Below are 16,585 nucleotides of genomic sequence, written 5' to 3'. Positions count from 1 at the left end.
GTGGAGGGGCACCCGCCACTGTTCGGATCATTCGAGGGTGCCCCTCCACCCCGCGCGTTCCGCGCGCGGTCCCCCTCCCCCACGGGGGAGGAACGGAGTGAGCAATGCCCAAGTTCAAGACCCTCAATGACCTCCCCGCCGACCTCACCGGCGAAGTCGCGCTGGTGCGCGTCGACCTCAACCTCCCCATGAAGGACGGCTCGGCGACCGATGTCACGCGGGTCGAGGCGGTCAAGCCGACCATCCTCGAACTCGCCGGGCGCGGGGCCAAGGTGCTGCTGCTGGCGCATTTCGGCCGTCCGGGCGGGCAGCGCTCCTCGACGCTCTCGACCAGCATGGTGATCGGCGATGTCGAGAAGGTGATCGGTGAGGAGATCATGTTCATCCCCGAGATCGCCGGGCCGGTGGTCGAACAATCGATCGGCATCCTGCGCGCCGGCGACATCGGCCTCCTCGACAACACCCGCTTCTGGCCGGGCGAGGAGAAGAACGACCCCGAACTGGCGAAAGCGATTGCCGCGCACGGGACGCTCTACGTCAACGACGCCTTCAGCGCCGCGCACCGCGCCCACGCGACCACCGAGGGGCTGGCGCACCTGCTTCCCGCCTATGCGGGCCGCTCGATGGAGGCCGAACTGAAGGCCTTGGACGCCGCTCTTGGCACCCCCGAGCAGCCGGTCGCCGCCGTGGTCGGCGGGGCCAAGGTCTCGACCAAGCTGGCGGTGCTCGAGAACCTCGTGGGCAAGGTCCAGCACCTCATCATCGGCGGGGGCATGGCCAACACCTTCCTCGCCGCGCGCGGGGTGAACGTGGGCAAGAGCCTGTGCGAGCATGACCTCGCCCCCACGGTCGCCAGGATCATGGACGAGGCGGACGCGCGGGGCTGCACCGTCCACCTGCCCTATGACGTTGTCGTCGCGAAGGAATTCGCTGCCAACCCGGCGAGCTTGCGGGTCTGCAACGTCCACGAGGTCGCCGAGGACGAGATGATCCTCGACGTGGGCCCGACGGCAGTCGAAGCCTTGGGCGACGTGCTCAAGACCTGCCGCACGCTGGTGTGGAACGGGCCGATGGGCGCCTTCGAGACCGAGCCGTTTGACGCGGCCACCGTCGCGCTGGCACGTACCGCGGCCGCGCTGACGCTGGAAGGCTCGCTCACCAGCGTCGCCGGGGGCGGGGACACCGTCGCGGCGCTCGCACACGCCGGAGCTAGCCAGGATTTCACCTATATTTCAACCGCAGGCGGTGCATTCCTCGAATGGATGGAAGGCCGCGTCCTGCCCGGTGTCGCCGCGCTCGAGGGCTGATCCGTGGCGGCCAGCGAAGCCGAGATCGAGGCGCTCGCGCTCAGCGCGATGCGCGCCTGGGTGGCGGGCGATGAAAAGGCGATGAAGAAGCTCACCAAGCGCGACTTCATGTGCATGGTGGGCACGCGCCCGCCGCAACTGCTCGACCGTCCGAGCTTCCTTGCGGCGATGACCGAAGGCTTCGCCTGCCGGTCGTTCACCTTCCGCGAGGTGCTGGTGCGCACCCACGGCAATTCAGCATGGTTCGTGGCTGCGGCGGAATTGAAGCTGGGGCTCGGCCGCGAGGAATGGGCGGGGCAGTTCCTCGTCAGCGATCTGTGGAAGCAGGGGAGCTGGGGCGGCAGGCACAAGCTCGCCGAGCGCAGCATCGCGGTGCTCGATCCCGACGAGAGCCGCGCCCGCGCCATCCAGCGGCTGCAATTGTGGAACAAGGGAGGCAAGCGCCGATGAGCGAGATGGTCGAGACGAGTTACGGCGCCCTCAAGGTAATGGACAGCGGCGAATTCGCCGGATGGCGGTTCTGGGAGGGCGATCCCTTCGAGACCCGCTCGGGCCCGTTCTACTATCGCCGCGAGGATGACGGCAGCTACACCAGCGCCTTCCGCGCCGAGCCCCGCCACATGAACGGCGGCGGCTTCATGCATGGCGGCTGCCTGCTGACTTTCGCCGACTTCGCGCTCTTCGCGATCGCTACCGACGCGCTCAAGGGCGATCATGCCGTGACGCTCAATCTGTCCGGGGATTTCCTCGGATCGGTCGAGCCGGGCGCGCTGGTGGAGGCGCGCGGGGAAGTCACCCGCGGCGGCGGCAAGACGATCTTCGTGCGCGGGCTGGTGACGGGCGACGGCAAGCCGGCCCTCAGCTTCACCGGCATCATCCGCCGTCTGTCGAAGCGCTAGTTCTTCGCGGTTGCAGCATCTAGAAGCGCTCGCTAAGGGCGCTCCGAAGGGGCTTTGCATACCTATGCACAAACCCCGATGGGCCGCACGGAACCACCTCTCGCGACTTGGAGACAGCTTGCCATGAACACCCAGGAAATGACGACCCGTATCGCCACCGGACAGGGGTTCATCGCCGCGCTCGACCAGTCGGGCGGATCGACCCCCAAGGCGCTGCGCGGCTACGGGGTGGATGACAGCGAATGGTCGGGCGACGAGGAAATGTTCGCCCAGATCCACGCGATGCGCGCCCGCGTCATCACCTCGCCCTGCTTCAGCAGCGGCAAGGTGATCGGCGCGATCCTGTTCGAGAAGACCATGGACGGCGAGGTGGACGGCAAGCCCACCGCCGAGGCGCTCAAGGCACGCGGGATCGTCCCCTTCATCAAGGTCGATGAGGGCCTCGCGGACGAGACTGACGGGGTGCAGCTGATGAAGCCTATGGGCAAGCTCGACGCGCTGCTCGCGAAGTCGGTGGCGCAGGGCATGTTCGGCACCAAGATGCGCTCGGTCATCAAATCCGCGAACCCGGCGGGAATCGCCGCCGTGGTCACCCAGCAGTTCGAGATGGGCGCGAAGATCATCGCCGCCGGGCTGATGCCGATCATCGAGCCCGAATACGACATCACCGCCGAAGATCGCGACGCGGGTGAGGCGATCCTGCTGGCCGAGATCCTCAAGCACCTCGACGCGCTGCCCGATGGCCAGCAGGTGATGCTCAAGCTCTCGATTCCCGCGACCCCGGGTCTCTACGATCCGCTCATCGCGCACCCCAAGGTGCTGCGCGTGGTCGCGCTCTCGGGCGGCTTCTCGACCGACGAGGCCTGCTCGCGCCTCTCCCACAACCCCGGCATGATCGCGAGCTTCAGCCGCGGGCTCTTGCAGGACCTGCGCAAGGACCAGACGGACGAGGAATTCAACACGGTGCTCGGCAAGGCGATCGACCAGATCGCCAGCGCGAGCTGCTCGGGCTAACCCTCACCGCGCCTCATAGGTGAAGCGGTAGGCGCCGGGCGGCGTCTCCTGTCCTTCGCCCGCCATCTTGCCCGGTTCGCCCGAGGTGAGCGCGAGGACGACGTTGTGGGTGCTCCACGGCTCGCCCAGAGTGAGGTCGGCGGTGTCACGCCAGCCAGCCCCGTCGATGCGGGTCTTCACCACCAGCCGCCCGGCCCACACGCAGCGCGCGTTGATCGGGCAGCGGCTGTCCTCGACCACCTCCATCGGCGTGGCGACCACCGGGCCGACCTGCACCGCCTGTCCGAGCGCGACGGGGGTGCCTTGCGGCGAGGCGACGCTTTCGGGGCTGGGGGCATCAGGGATCACCGCGCAGGCCGACAGGGCGGCAAGCAGCAGGGCGGGGGCGGCGCTGCACCCGAAGGCGAAGCCGTCAGACCTTCGACGAAGGCAGTAAAGCTCTGCCCAAGCCGGGCCATCCCGTCTTCGTGGGGGAAGGGATCATCCTCTTCCGCGAAAAGCAGTTCATGATCGAACCACACCACCTCTCCGCCTGGCACGGACAGATCGAGCACGAATTGATCGCCGCTCCAATTGCCGCCGATTACGATCCAGTGCAGCGGCACCCGGTCATCGTGATGCCCGCCTTCAGCGAGCCAGTCACGCAGGGTGGTGACGGGGTAATTGTGGAGTCCCGGTCGATCCCAGTCCGCTGCGAGCCCGGTGACGGCATAGAACTGCTCGATCTCATGACCGCTGCTGGTGACCAGCCCCGGCTGCTCGATGGCGCTGGGCGAGGTCATCCCTCCATTGCGGTTCCGCTCCAGGAAATCGCAATAGTCCGCTGGAAGCGCCGCCCCGGCGCGCGCTTCAAGGCGCGCGAGGGCTGCCGGATCGAAGGGCACCGGATCACCCATCAGGTAGTCGGCCAGCGCTTCGGGGGTCATGGCGCGGCGTCAGCTCTATGCAGCCGCCGTGCGCCCGGCTTCCTTCCCGGTCTCCGGCGCGTCCAGAAACTCCCGGATCGCCGCGACGCTTTCGTCGGCATGGGTCAGCAGGAACAGGTGCCCGCCGCCCGCGAAGGTCAGCAGCCGCGAATTGGGGATCATGGCGGCGAGGATCTTGCCGTTGATCAGGGGCACGATCTGGTCCTCGTCACCCATCATGATCAGCGTTTCCTTGCTCATGAAGGGCAGGGCGGGAAGGCTCGTCCAGCCCAGCATGCACATCAGCTGGTAGACGTAGCCGCGTGGGCTAGGGGGCTTCAACCGGCTGATGTGGCTCTGCTTGTGATCCTGGCCCGCGCTCTCGACCATGCCGCCGTAAAGCGTCTTGAAGTGCTTCGCCATGAACTCGGGGTCCACGTAGCGGCGCGGGTCGGCCATCTTGGTAAAGGCGGCCGGGTTGCCCGGCACCATCAGCATCCCCGGCGTGGTCGCGATCAGGGTCAGCCGCCGGGTGCGCCCCGGATGCTGGAGCGCGAAGTGCTGCGCCATCGCGCCGCCCCACGAGACGCCCATCACGTCCACTTCATCAAGCCCGAACTTGTCGAGCAGCTGCGCGGCCGTCCAGCTCATGGTGAAGGGGTTGTAGGGGACCAGCGGATCGGGCGATTCGCCCACGCCCGGCATGTCGAACATGATGAAGCCGCGCTCGGGCAGGGCGGCCGCCAACGGGGCCACCGCCTCGATGTTCGCACCGATGCCGTTGAAGAACAGGATCGGCAGATGGTCGGAAGGCATATCGAGCCGCCAGGCCGCAGTCCGTAGCGTCCGGCCGCCGACTTGCTCCATCGAGACGACCGCGTCGTCCATGGGATTGGTCACTGAGTCACGTCCTTTCAGCCCCCCGACAGGGGGGCGGGTTGGGCGCGCACGCCGATCCCTTAGCGCGCGCGCCCACAAGCTTGTGCGCCGTCGTTCCGCTGCCGGAACGCCCCTGACGCGAGGGCCCCTGTATCAGACTTCCTCGACGACGTAGAGTCCCGGCGCAGCTTCCATCGGCGCATAGGTGTCGTTGCCCAGCGCCGCCGGGGCCGCTTTCTTCTTGCCCGAGCGCTTCTGCACCCACTCCATCCACAGCGGCCACCAGCTGCCCGCGACCTCCTCGGTCCCCTGCAGCCACTCGTCGGCGGTCGCCGGGAGCTTGCCCGGCTTCTTCTGGACGAAGTACTTCGCCTTCGGGTTGCCCGGGGGGTTGAGGATCGCCTGCATGTGGCCCGACTGCGAGAGCACGTAGGTCACGTCCTTCGATCCGAACAGCTGGGTCGAACGGTAGGTTGCCTTCCACGGGGTGATATGATCGGTCACCCCGCCGAGGATGAACAGGTCGGCGGTCACCTTGCTGAGGTCGATCTTGTGCCCGGCCATCTCGACTTCGCCCTGCTTGGTGAAGGCGAGCGTTTCGAACAGCGTCAGGAAATCGCCCATCAGGCTGGAAGACAGGTTGGTCGCGTCCGCGTTCCAGAACAATACGTCGAAGGCCGGCGGGTCCTGACCCAAGAGGTAATTGTTGATGACGTAGTTCCAGATGAGATCGTTGGGCCGCAGCCAGGCAAAGCCGCGCGCGAGGTCGTCGGCCTTGATCACGCCCTGCTTCATCGCCCGCTGCCGGGCGAGCTGCATTCCGTTCTCGCTCACCAGCGATCCGGCCTCGATATCGGTCGGCTTGGGGTGCAGCACGCAGACCATCAGCGTCAGCGTGCCGAGGATCGGGTTGTTCGTCGCGGCCAGTTTGGAGGCAAGCACCGATGCGGTCTGCCCGCCCGAGCACCCGGCCGAGACATTCACCTTCTTCGATCCGGTGATCGCCGAGACCACCTCGAGCGCCTTCTCGCAGGCCGCGATGTAATCAGCCATGCCCCAGCGGCCCTGTTCCTTGGTCGGATTGCGCCACGAGATGACGAAGGTCTGGATGCCGTTGTCGACCTGCCACTTGATCACCGACTTATCGGGTGAGAGGTCGTTGATGTACATCTTGTTGATCTGCGGCGGGACCGTCAGCTGAGGGATTTCATAGACTTCCGCGGTGGTCGGCGCATATTGCAGCAGTTCCATTATCTCGTCGCGGTAGACGACGTTGCCCTTGGAGGTGGCGATGTTCTTGCCCAGCTTGAAGGGGCGCTTGTCGACCTGGCTGACCATCCCCTTGTTGTGGACGATGTCGTTATAGGCGTTCTGGAGCCCCTTGATGAGGCTTAGTCCGCCCGAATTGATGATCTGCTTTTGCGCGGTCGGATTGCCGACCAGCGTGTTCGTCGGCGCGAGGCCATCGAGGATGATGTTGGCGATGAAGTTCGCGCGGTTCCTCTCCAGCTCGTCGAGTTCAAGCTCCTCGAGCCAGTTCTTCATCCCCTTCTGCACGGCGAGGTAGTATTGCGCGCCGGCGCGGAAGAAGGGGTTGTACTGCCAGGCCGGATCCATGAACCGCTTGTCCTTGGGATCGGGCGCGAGTTCACTCTTGCCGGTCATGATCTTCACCATGTCCTGCGCCATCGCGGTGGAGTGCCGGATGAAGCGCGAAGGGTCCGAGGCGGTCTCGCGCAGCAGCAGCGCGACCGCGCTGACGAAGTCCTCTCGCGCCACCCCGATCAGCGGCCCAAGGGCATTGGTGGACTGGGCTGCTTCGTTCTCGAGCTTCACTTCGCTGCGTGCCATGAAATCCCCTCTTGCTCGACCTTGCGCGTGCCGCTTTTCCGGCGGCTTCGGGTTAACGCGGTCGCTGCTGCGAGAATGCAGCCTCCCAAGCCAAGTTGCAAGCATCAGCAAGAGCGCCGGATGGCCGCGCAGCGCCGGTTTGGTTCAAGAATTAAGTATCCCGATTAACGCTTTTCTAGGCCATCCTGAGGCAATGCGGACCAATGGCTGGGGAACCTATTCGCAAATTCGCTACCACCGATCCGCGCCCGCTTGGCGCAGGCCGCGATCTGCGCGCGGTCGCCAATGCGCGGGCCGCTACCGGCGAGGCTGCAGTGGGCGAGGGGCGCGCGCGGGGCGAGCGGCGTGGGACCGAGAGGCTGCGCGCGGAAAATCCCGGCGGATTGCAGCAGGCGATCGACGAGCCCGCCAGCGAACAGAGCTTCTTCCTGCCGCGCCAGGCCGGGGGCATGACGCTGTTCCTTGTGGCGGCCTACGCGATGGCCGCATTGGTTTTTCAGGGTCTCCCGTCCACCACCACCCTGGCTTTCGCGCTCGCCTCGGCGACGCTGTTCGCCTGCGGATCGCTGTTCGCCGCGATCGAGCGCCGGGCCGAGAAGGCGGCCGCGGTGCGGTTCGGGATCGTGCTCGTCGCGATCGTGCTGCCGATGGCCTGTTCGGGTCTCGCGCTTGCCCTGTGGGTCGGCGAAGGCCTGCCGTGGCAATGGGCTATCGCGACGCTGGTGTGCATCAACGCGGCGGCCGCTGCGCTGTTCGACATGCGGATCATCTCGCTGTTCTGCGCCAAGATCGCGAGCTGGACGGGCTTTGCCGTGCTGGTGCCCGAGAACGTCACCTATGCGGCTGTGTTCGCGGCCGCGCTGACCTTGTCGCTGATCGCGCGGCTCGAATGGAAGGCCGCCAAGAAGCGCAGGCTCGCGCGCGAGGCGCGTGAACGGGTTGCGGCGCGCGCCGAGGATATCCTGCGCAGCTTCGAGGAGACCGGGCAGGGCTGGTTCTGGGAAACCGACCGCCGCGGGCTCATCACCTACATCTCCCCCAAGGCCGCAACCGTGCTCGGCAAGACCACCGATGAAGTGGTCGGCCTGCCGCTGTCCGAGATTGTCGATGCCTCGCAAGGCGCGGCCGATGCGGAACGCACGCTCGCTTTCCACCTGTCCGCGCGCTCGGCCTTCCACGATGTCGAGGTCCGCGCCGCCACCACCGGCGATGAACGCTGGTGGGCGCTCGCGGGTCGCCCGGTGTACGACAGCTACAAGAACTTCTGCGGCTTCCGCGGGCACGGCACCGACCTGACCGAGAAGCGTCGCTCCGAGCAGCAGGTCTCGCGCCTCGCGCATTACGATTCGCTCACCGGGCTCGCCAACCGTGTGCAGATGAGCCAGGCATTGGAGCAGATCCTCGCCGCCCCGAGCGGCCGCGAGCGTGCCTGCGCGGTGCTGATGCTCGATCTCGACCGTTTCAAGCACGTCAACGATACGCTTGGCCACCCGGCGGGCGATGCGCTCCTGAAGCAGGTCGCCCAGCGGCTCGAGCGCGCGATCGACGGCAACGGGCGCTGCGGGCGTCTGGGCGGCGACGAGTTCCAGGTGATCGTCCCCGGCCACCAGGATCGCCATACGCTCGGCCACATGGCGCAGACAATTATCGCCTCGCTCTCGCAGCCCTATTCGATCCAGGGCCAGAGCGTGGTGATCGGCGCCTCGGTCGGGATCGCGCTGGCGCCCGAACACGGTTCCACGAGCGACGAGATCATCCGCAATGTCGACCTTGCGCTCTATGCCGCCAAGGATGCGGGCCGCGGGGTCTACCGCTTCTACGCCGAAGACCTGCACGCCGCGGCCGAAGAGCGCGCCGAGCTCGAACAGGACCTGCGCGAGGCGATCGCCAAGGGCGAGCTTGAGCTCTACTACCAGCCGGTCGTCTATGCTGCGAACGAGAAGATCGTCGGCTTCGAGGCGCTGATGCGCTGGCAGCACCCCAAGCGTGGCTGGATCAGCCCGGCCAAGTTCGTGCCCATCGCCGAGGATGCGGGCCTCATCGACCGCATCGGCCAATGGGCGCTGCGCCGCGCCTGCGCGGACCTTGCCCGGTGGCCGCGCTCGATCCGCTGCGCGGTCAACGTCTCGGCGCTGCAATTCGCCAATCCCGACCTGCCGACCATCGTCGCCAACGCGCTCGCCCATAGCGGTGTCGCGCCCTCGCGGCTCGAGCTGGAAATCACCGAGAGCGTGTTCCTCAACGACAGCTCGGGCACGGACGCGATGTTCAAGGCCCTGAAGCGCGTCGGCGTGCGGCTTGCGCTCGACGATTTCGGCACGGGCTATTCGTCGCTCGGCTATCTGAAGAAGGCGCCGTTCGACAAGATCAAGATCGACCGCAGTTTCGTGCAGGGCGCCACCGAAGAGGGCAGCCGCAACGGCGCGATTATTGCCTCGATCACCAGCCTCGCCGAAGCGCTGCACATGGACACCACGGCAGAGGGCGTGGAGACATTGGACGAGCTCGAACTGGTCCGCCTGCTCGGCTGCTCCCACGTCCAGGGCTACATCTACTACAAGCCGATGAATGCCTCCGATGCGACCGCGCTGGTTTCGGGCGATCTGGTCGCGCAGGCCGACGGGCCGCAATCCGCCCGCGCGCCGCGCCAGAACCTGCTGCGCCGCGTGGTGGTGGTCCACAACGGCAACCGCCTCAATGCCACGCTGCGCAACATCTCGGAAAGCGGGGCGATGATCGAAGGGCTGTGGAACATGCCCGCCGGCAGCGCGGTGCGGGTCGAATTCTCGGCCGACAAGACGGTCACCGCACAGGTGCGCTGGTCGCGCGAGAACCGCGTCGGGGTCGAGTTCCACCAGCCCCTGCGCCGCCGTGCCGATGGCACCTTCTCGGTGCTCAAGACCCAGCCGGGCCAGGCTGCGGGTTGGTAGGCGCACGATGGGTAAACAGTGCCTTTGGCAAACCGCTTAGGCAGCCGCGTTAGGCCAAAAGTAACCATCGCGCTTTAATCTTGGCGAACATGCTCCGGCGGCAGGCTTTGCCCCTGCGCCCGGGCTCTGGAGGTTTGCCCGCGAGATGTCCCTGAAGGGTCTCCTGTCATCCCGCAGCGGTCGCCATGGACCGCACGGCCCGGCATCGGCGCTGACCGATGGCGAGCGGCTCGCGATGCTCGACGATCTCGAGCAGTCGGGCCTCGGCTGGTTCTGGGCGAGCGATGCGATGGGTAACCTCACCTATCTGTCTGCCGCCATTGCCGCGCGGCTCGATCTGCCGCTCGATGCGCTGATCGGTCAGCCGCTCACCGCGATCTTTACAGCGGCCGAGAGCGACGGGCGCGGCAAGTCGCTGTCGCTGATGCTGGGGGCGCACAAGTCCTTCGTCGGCATGGCGGTGCGCGCCGCGCGCCGTCCGCAAGCCATGGTGCTGCGCCTGTCCGGCCAGCCGATCATGAGCGCCAGTGGCAAGTTCCTGGGCTTCCGCGGCACCGGGACCGACATCACCGAGGAATATGCCCGCGAGGAGGAAACCGCCCGCCTCGCGCGTTTCGATTCGCTCACCGGCCTCAGCAACCGCCACCGCATGGCGAGCCACATCGAGGCAACGCTCACCGCTTTCAAGACGGCGCGCCGCAACTGCGCGGTCCTGATGATCGATCTCGACCGCTTCAAGCATGTCAACGACACGCTCGGCCATGCCGCCGGTGACGAGCTGTTGAAGCAGGTCGCATCGCGCCTCGCGCGCGCCATCGATCGCGAATGCGAGATCGGGCGGCTCGGGGGTGATGAATTCCAGGTGCTGCTCCCCGATATCGACGACCGCGGGGTGCTGGGCGAGATCGCCGCCAAGATCATCGCCATGCTGCGCCAGCCCTACAGCCTCGACGAGGGCCGCTGCGTGATCGGCGCCTCGGTCGGGATCGCCATCGCCCCGCATGACGGCATGACCCGCGAGGACATCGTGCGCGCCGCCGACCTTGCGCTCTATGCCGCCAAGAACGGCGGGCGGGCGCAGTACCGATTCTTCTCGGGCGACCTCGAGAACGAGACGATCTTTCGCCGCCGGCTCGAACAGGACCTCGGCACCGCGCTGCGCGAGAAGCAGCTGTTCTTGCGCTTCGAGCCGATCGTCGAGGCTGCGGCGGGCACGGTTGCCTCGCTCGAAGCCCATGTGTGCTGGAACCATGCCGAGCGCGGCGTGATCGACGAGGAGGAGTTCGCGCAGATCATCGAAGGCTCGGCGCTGATTGCCGACGTCGGTCGCTGGGCGATCGGCGCGGCCTGCGCCGGGGCTGCCGCGTGGCCCGAAAGCGTGCGGCTTGCGGTCAATGTCCCGGTATCACTGTTTCTGGCCGACGATTTCGTGGCGCTGGTGGGCGAGGCGCTCGAAGCGGCCAGCCTTGCGCCGGGGCGGCTCGAGCTGGAGATCAGCGAAGCGGTGTTCTTCGGCGATGCGAACGTGGTCGACCGCACGCTCGCTGCGCTGTTCAAGCTCGGGGTGCGGCTGACGCTGGACGAATTCGGCAGCGGCTTTTCATCGCTCGCCTACCTGCGCCGCGCGCCCTTCGATGCGATCAAGATCGACCAGAAGCTGGTCGCCGAGGCCGAGCGCCACGATGCCCGCGAGATGGGGCTGGTGCGCGCGATCGTCGCGCTTGCGGGGGCCCTGCAAATGGACACCATGGCCGGCGGGGTCGAGAGCGCAGGGCTCCTTGCGGCGCTCACCGGCGGCGGCGTGCGCTATCTACAGGGTCCGATCTTCAGCGAACCGGCCGAGGCCGAGACCGTCGCCGCGGAGATGTCCGGCGGCACGTGGCAGATCGAACCGGGCGCCGAACGCACCCGCCGGGCCCGGCGGCGCACGGTGTTCCGCAAGATCCAGGTGATCCACGACGATTACGCCTACGAGGTGACGCTGCGCAACCTCTCCAAGTCGGGCGCGCTTATCGAGGGGCTGGCCAATGTGCCCAAGGGAACGCAGTTCGTGGTCGACCTCGGCGGCGGCCAGCTCGCGGTGGCGACGGTGACGCGCTCCAGCGGTGATGTGCAGGGGCTGGAGTTCGAGCAGTCGCTGATCGAGGACGGATCGGGCGGCCTGTGCACCCGCAACCGCGTCTCGCCCTACGCACTCGCCGCAGCCGGCGCGCCGCTTGCGCCGCTGGCCCCGGGCAAGTTCATGGGCCTCGCGCAGGATCTCGGCCGCGCGGGCGCAGTGCCCAAGTTCGGCTGTTCGCGCGGTCTGCGTGGCGAGCCGGTCTGACCCCTTCAGGCAGTTGCGTTTTTGGCGAATGACATTGGCGTGACCGGGCGCTACATCGCGCGGCGATGACTGACCTCTCCCATATCCGCAACTTCTCCATCATTGCCCATATCGACCACGGCAAGTCGACCCTTGCCGACCGGCTGATCCAGTTCACCGGTGGCCTGACCGCGCGCGAGATGTCCGAGCAAGTCCTTGATAACATGGACATCGAGAAGGAGCGCGGCATCACCATCAAGGCGCAGACCGTGCGCCTCACCTACACCGCGAAGAACGGCGAGACCTATCAGCTCAACCTGATGGACACCCCCGGCCACGTCGACTTCGCCTACGAGGTCTCCCGCAGCCTCGCCGCTTGCGAGGGCGCGCTGCTCGTCGTCGACGCGGCCCAGGGCGTCGAGGCCCAGACCCTCGCCAACGTCTACCAGTCGATCGAGCACGATCACGAGATCGTCCCCGTCATCAACAAGATCGACCTCCCCGCCGCCGAGCCCGACAAGGTCCGCGCCGAGATCGAGGACATCATCGGGCTCGACGCCTCCGAGGCCGTCCTCGCCTCCGCCAAATCGGGCATCGGCATCGAGGACGTGCTCGAAGCCGTCGTCGCCAAGATCCCGGCCCCCAAGGGCACCACCGAGGCGCCGCTCAAGGCCAGCCTCGTGGACTCGTGGTACGACCCCTATCTCGGCGTCGTCATCCTCGTGCGCGTGATCGACGGCAAGCTCACCAAGGGGCTCAACATCCGCTTCATGCAGGGCGGAACGCAACACCTCGTCGACCGCGTCGGCTGCTTCACCCCCAAGCGCACCGACCTTGCCGAACTCGGCCCGGGCGAGATCGGCTTCATCACCGCGCAGATCAAGGAAGTCGAACAGGCCCGCGTCGGCGACACCATCACCTCCGTGAAGGGCGGCGCCACCGAGGCACTGCCGGGCTACAAGGAAGTCCAGCCGGTCGTCTTCTGCGGCCTCTTCCCGGTCGACGCCGCCGACTTCGAAAAACTGCGCGAGTCCATCGCCAAGCTGCGCCTCAACGACGCGAGCTTCTCCTTCGAGATGGAGTCCTCCGCTGCGCTGGGCTTCGGCTTCCGCTGCGGCTTCCTCGGCCTCTTGCACCTGGAAATCATCCAGGAACGCCTCAGCCGCGAATACGACCTCGACCTCATCACCACCGCGCCCAGCGTGGTCTACCGCATCCACCTCGGCCATTCGAAGACCGAGGACGCCAAGACCATCGACATCCACAACCCCGCCGACTGGCCCGACACCAACCGGATCGAGTCCATCGAGGAGCCGTGGATCAAGGCGGTGATCTACACCCCCGACGAGTACCTCGGCGCGATCCTCAAGCTGTGCCAGGACCGCCGCGGCATCCAGACCGAACTCACCTACGTCGGCGGCCGCGCGCAGGTGAGCTACGAGCTGCCATTGAACGAAGTCGTCTTCGACTTTTACGATAGGTTGAAGTCGATTTCGCGAGGCTATGCCTCCTTCGACTACGAACAGATCGGCACCCGCGAGGGCGACCTCGTCAAGATGAATATCCTCGTGAACAACGAGCCGGTCGACGCCCTGTCCCTGATCGTCCACCGCGCCAACGCCGAAGAGCGGGGACGCGGCATGTGCGAGCGCCTCAAGGACCTCATCCCCCGCCACCTCTTCAAGATCCCGATCCAGGCCGCAATCGGCGGCAAGGTGATTGCGCGCGAGACCATCGCGGCGCTGCGCAAGGACGTGACGGCGAAGTGCTATGGCGGCGACATCACCCGGAAGAAGAAGCTGCTGGAGAAGCAGAAGAAGGGGAAGGCCAGAATGAGAGAATACGGCAACGTCAGTATTCCTCAGGAAGCTTTCATTGCCGCGTTGAGAATGGGGGAGGAGTAGTTGAGCGAACAATTCACAGCGAGGATGAATCGGTTTTTTGGGGCACGTCGTGGGGGTTTTTCCCCGGTGACGCAGGATGAGTTCAGCAAATCCCAGATTACCTTTGTTGGTCCAGAGCAGGAACTCGCCGAGGAGTTTTTCGGCGACACTCTCGAGCTAAGGCATGGAAGCATAGATGCGATCAAGGCGAAAGGCGTAGATCCCGAACTACCCTATCGTCTCTATCCTTCAGGTCGCAGAATCAAATTGACGACGTCTTACAAGACGAACAAGCCTCGAGAACTGCGGCTATATTTGCGTGTTGATCAATTTAAGCCCCTACCTGGGTGGTTCTGGGGAGTTTTCGAGAGAGGGAATGAGCTATGGCTCTGTGAAATGAGCCCAGATATGCTTGAAAAAATCAACTCAGGTATTCTTGATCCTGAGGATAGAAATGAAAACCTTGAATCGGAAGTTGATAACTTTCAGCTGGACCTCAACGATCCCGAGGCTCCGGAGAAGAAGGCGAACGTTACATATCAATACGGACGTGACCGGAGGGTGGCTCTTGATGCGTTGAACAGGGCTGGGTTTGTTTGCGAGCTCTTTCCTGATTTTCCGACATTCATTTCTCGCTCGTCGGGCTTGGCTTTCATGGAAGCGCACCACCTTATCCCTATGAAATTGCAGGATAACTTTTCCCACTCTCTCGACGTTGTCGAGAATATTTGCTGCTTCAATCCGTGGTCCCATCGCTTGGTGCACTCCGGAAAGTTTGATGTTTTTGAAGAGCAACTTGCGCGCATTGTTCGTCTGCGTTCAGATTTCATCAAATCTGTCGGGTGGATTGAGGACGACGTATTAGCTCTTTATGCAATCTGAAATCCTCGGACCTCGTAATTCATCAGGTCCGCTTGCCTGATGGCATGATCTATCTCGCGGCACATTTGTTCTGCGGGCAAGGCGCCCTTTCCCTTTGAAGAGCACTCCCAAATCTCAATGGTCTTCCAACCAAGATCACTTAACTTGCCCTTAACTTCCTTGTCGCGCGCTTGGTTTGTTGCAATCTTCGCTTCCCAGAATTCGGTACGGCTTTTGGGCAACCGAAATAGTGAGCAGTTTGTATGACCATGCCAGAAACACCCGTGAACAAATATCACGGTGTTCCATTTCGCCAAAACGATATCCGGTTTTCCCGGAAGGTCTTTACGGTGAAGGCGGAAGCGGTATCCACGGCTATGCAATAGCCGTCTGACAACTAGCTCCGGCTTGGTATCTTTGCCGCGAATGCCCGCCATCATCTCCGAGCGTCTGCGCGGATCGACAATATCAGCCAACAGCTGCCCTCTTGATAGTGGCTTCCAATTCCGCCGAGTACGCGATCATCGACTTCGCTATTGAGCGGATGACCGGAACCGAAACAGAGTTGCCGAACTGCCTGTAGAGCTGCGTGTCAGAGCAGGCACCGAGATCAAACCAGTCAGGAAAGCCCTGAATCCGAGCGCACTCGCGTGGCGTCAGGCGACGGGGGTTAAGTCCGAGGTGTGACTGGTCGATCAGGATTTCGCGCCCGTCTTTATAGTACCGCGACGTGATGGTGTTACAATACGCATCCTCGCTTCCGAAAACCTTGTGGCCGAAACCGTTTCCCTTGGCTTCATGCCTCGCCATCCGCCGGATCAGGCCCTCCCAGAGCCGGTCGGAGATTGTATAGCGCGCAAGATCGTTCGAGCCTTCAGGTTCCAGCGCGTCACCCAACTGCGTTGCCTGCTCGATTCCCTCCAGATTCTTGAAGACTTCCCTCGGGTCGGCGTCGCCATAGTAGTCTCGGTCAAATCCGACGATGTAAACCCGTTCGCGCCGCTGAGGCACGCCAAAGCTGGTCGCGGAAAGAACCCGCCAGTCAACAGCATAGTTCAGCTTTCTCGAGAGAGACTTCCTTGCTTCGAGCGACATCGGCACGTCATCTGGCAAGGGCGGACAGTCCCCGTCGAGGATTGAAAGAATCGTCTGCAATGTCCTGCCTTTATCGTGCCCGCGGAGCTGCTTGACGTTTTCCAGCAGGAACATCTTCGGGCGCCATTCCGCAAGTATACGCTGGATCTCGAAGAACATTGTCCCGCGCGTATCGAAGAAGCCGCGCTTAAGGCCGGCGTTCGAGAATGCCTGGCAAGGGAAGCCGCCAAGCAGAAGATCATGCTCTCCGATGTCCTTCGCTGCAATCGTCGTGATGTCCCCCTTCGGCTCGTGCCCGAAGTTAAGGGCGTAGGTCTTCTTGGCGAATTCATCCCATTCGGAGGAGAAGACGCATTTCCCTCCCAGCTCGTCAAACGGGATTCTCATGCCGCCGATCCCTGCAAACAGATCGATAAAACGGAATGCTGGCGGGCTGGCCGGTTGCGGTCTTTCGATCGCGAGAGCGTCTTTGAGTTGCATGGCTAACCTCGCTTTGCGGAACACGGACACCATATGTTCCGCTGCCGCAGTGTGCAACGTCTGTGCGAGGAGTGCGATCCGATTCGGAGGCTTTTCCACGGCGAGGTGTTGGCCCTCAAGGATCGAAACTTTCATCCTTCAGCGATCACTCCTTCTTCGGCGGGGGGGGCGTGGGT

General features: G+C 64.5%; 14 protein-coding genes. 8 read left to right on the top strand and 6 right to left on the bottom strand.

The features are described 5' to 3' along the window. The first annotated feature begins 104 nt into the window (after positions 1–104). The 4 genes from pgk (at position 105) to AX708_RS05070 (ending at position 3,220) form a co-directional block, all read left to right on the top strand. Positions 105–1,307 carry a phosphoglycerate kinase gene (gene pgk, locus AX708_RS05085; protein WP_066527901.1) on the top strand — a complete coding sequence of 401 codons (1,203 nt, stop codon included), beginning with the start codon at positions 105–107 and terminating at the stop codon, positions 1,305–1,307. Between the two features lie 3 nt (positions 1,308–1,310). Beyond that, a complete protein-coding gene (locus AX708_RS05080) occupies positions 1,311–1,757 on the top strand; it encodes a DUF4440 domain-containing protein (protein WP_066527898.1) in 447 nt (148 codons plus the stop codon). Then, positions 1,754–2,206 carry a PaaI family thioesterase gene (locus tag AX708_RS05075; protein ID WP_066527897.1) on the top strand — a complete coding sequence of 151 codons (453 nt, stop codon included), beginning with the start codon at positions 1,754–1,756 and terminating at the stop codon, positions 2,204–2,206. Before AX708_RS05080 ends, AX708_RS05075 begins: the two co-directional genes overlap by 4 nt. A 123-nt stretch (positions 2,207–2,329) precedes the next feature. Beyond that, a complete protein-coding gene (locus AX708_RS05070) occupies positions 2,330–3,220 on the top strand; it encodes a fructose bisphosphate aldolase (protein ID WP_066527894.1) in 891 nt (296 codons plus the stop codon). 3 nt (positions 3,221–3,223) lie between these two features. On the opposite strand, the gene AX708_RS05065 is transcribed toward AX708_RS05070, so the two are convergent. The 4 genes from AX708_RS05065 to AX708_RS05050 all read right to left on the bottom strand — a co-directional run bounded on the left by AX708_RS05065 (position 3,224) and on the right by AX708_RS05050 (position 6,855). Then, a complete protein-coding gene (locus AX708_RS05065; protein WP_156454527.1) occupies positions 3,224–3,568 on the bottom strand; it encodes a hypothetical protein in 345 nt (114 codons plus the stop codon). Further along, positions 3,565–4,146 (bottom strand): SMI1/KNR4 family protein, encoded by a 582-nt coding sequence (locus AX708_RS05060; RefSeq protein WP_067489623.1) that lies wholly within the window; start codon positions 4,144–4,146, stop codon positions 3,565–3,567. Before AX708_RS05060 ends, AX708_RS05065 begins: the two co-directional genes overlap by 4 nt. 15 nt (positions 4,147–4,161) lie before the next feature. After that, positions 4,162–5,025 carry an alpha/beta fold hydrolase gene (locus tag AX708_RS05055; protein WP_197426031.1) on the bottom strand — a complete coding sequence of 288 codons (864 nt, stop codon included), beginning with the start codon at positions 5,023–5,025 and terminating at the stop codon, positions 4,162–4,164. Between the two features lie 132 nt (positions 5,026–5,157). Beyond that, positions 5,158–6,855 (bottom strand): alpha/beta hydrolase, encoded by a 1,698-nt coding sequence (locus AX708_RS05050; protein WP_066528940.1) that lies wholly within the window; start codon positions 6,853–6,855, stop codon positions 5,158–5,160. Between the two features lie 203 nt (positions 6,856–7,058). Between AX708_RS05050 and AX708_RS05045 the strand changes: the two genes are divergently transcribed. The 4 genes from AX708_RS05045 to AX708_RS20275 all read left to right on the top strand — a co-directional run bounded on the left by AX708_RS05045 (position 7,059) and on the right by AX708_RS20275 (position 14,855). Beyond that, positions 7,059–9,785, top strand: a complete 2,727-nt coding sequence (locus tag AX708_RS05045; RefSeq protein WP_066528943.1) for an EAL domain-containing protein — start codon at positions 7,059–7,061, stop codon at positions 9,783–9,785. Between the two features lie 145 nt (positions 9,786–9,930). Further along, on the top strand, positions 9,931–12,111 hold the full coding sequence (locus AX708_RS05040) for a bifunctional diguanylate cyclase/phosphodiesterase (protein ID WP_197426032.1): 2,181 nt from the start codon (positions 9,931–9,933) through the stop codon (positions 12,109–12,111). A gap of 65 nt (positions 12,112–12,176) precedes the next feature. Continuing rightward, positions 12,177–13,994, top strand: a complete 1,818-nt coding sequence (gene lepA, locus AX708_RS05035) for a translation elongation factor 4 (RefSeq protein WP_066528944.1) — start codon at positions 12,177–12,179, stop codon at positions 13,992–13,994. Then, entirely contained in the window at positions 13,995–14,855 is an 861-nt protein-coding gene (locus AX708_RS20275; protein ID WP_156443372.1) for a hypothetical protein, read from the top strand. Here AX708_RS20275 and AX708_RS19740 read toward each other — a convergent pair. Both AX708_RS19740 and dcm read right to left on the bottom strand, forming a co-directional pair. After that, positions 14,843–15,310 (bottom strand): very short patch repair endonuclease, encoded by a 468-nt coding sequence (locus AX708_RS19740; protein ID WP_082745538.1) that lies wholly within the window; start codon positions 15,308–15,310, stop codon positions 14,843–14,845. The two genes, AX708_RS20275 and AX708_RS19740, sit on opposite strands and share 13 nt — an antisense overlap. Then, positions 15,303–16,544 carry a DNA (cytosine-5-)-methyltransferase gene (dcm, locus tag AX708_RS05025; RefSeq protein WP_197426033.1) on the bottom strand — a complete coding sequence of 414 codons (1,242 nt, stop codon included), beginning with the start codon at positions 16,542–16,544 and terminating at the stop codon, positions 15,303–15,305. The genes AX708_RS19740 and dcm overlap by 8 nt, the downstream gene beginning before the upstream one ends. Positions 16,545–16,585 lie beyond the last annotated feature (41 nt).

Source organism: Erythrobacter sp. CCH5-A1, assembly GCF_001557115.1.
Lineage (GTDB): Bacteria > Pseudomonadota > Alphaproteobacteria > Sphingomonadales > Sphingomonadaceae > Erythrobacter.
This window is presented reverse-complemented; position numbering and strand designations above follow the sequence as displayed.

Excerpts from the sequence above, each read along its gene's own strand:
- AX708_RS05060 (WP_067489623.1), bottom strand. The coding sequence starts at position 4,146 with ATGACCCCCGAAGCGCTGGCCGACTACCTGATGGGTGATCCGGTGCCC.
- AX708_RS05040 (WP_197426032.1), top strand. The coding sequence starts at position 9,931 with ATGTCCCTGAAGGGTCTCCTGTCATCCCGCAGCGGTCGCCATGGACCG.
- dcm (WP_197426033.1), bottom strand. The coding sequence starts at position 16,544 with ATGAAAGTTTCGATCCTTGAGGGCCAACACCTCGCCGTGGAAAAGCCT.
- AX708_RS05070 (WP_066527894.1), top strand. The coding sequence starts at position 2,330 with ATGAACACCCAGGAAATGACGACCCGTATCGCCACCGGACAGGGGTTC.
- AX708_RS05075 (WP_066527897.1), top strand. The coding sequence starts at position 1,754 with ATGAGCGAGATGGTCGAGACGAGTTACGGCGCCCTCAAGGTAATGGAC.
- AX708_RS05050 (WP_066528940.1), bottom strand. The coding sequence starts at position 6,855 with ATGGCACGCAGCGAAGTGAAGCTCGAGAACGAAGCAGCCCAGTCCACC.
- lepA (WP_066528944.1), top strand. The coding sequence starts at position 12,177 with ATGACTGACCTCTCCCATATCCGCAACTTCTCCATCATTGCCCATATC.
- AX708_RS05045 (WP_066528943.1), top strand. The coding sequence starts at position 7,059 with ATGGCTGGGGAACCTATTCGCAAATTCGCTACCACCGATCCGCGCCCG.
- pgk (WP_066527901.1), top strand. The coding sequence starts at position 105 with ATGCCCAAGTTCAAGACCCTCAATGACCTCCCCGCCGACCTCACCGGC.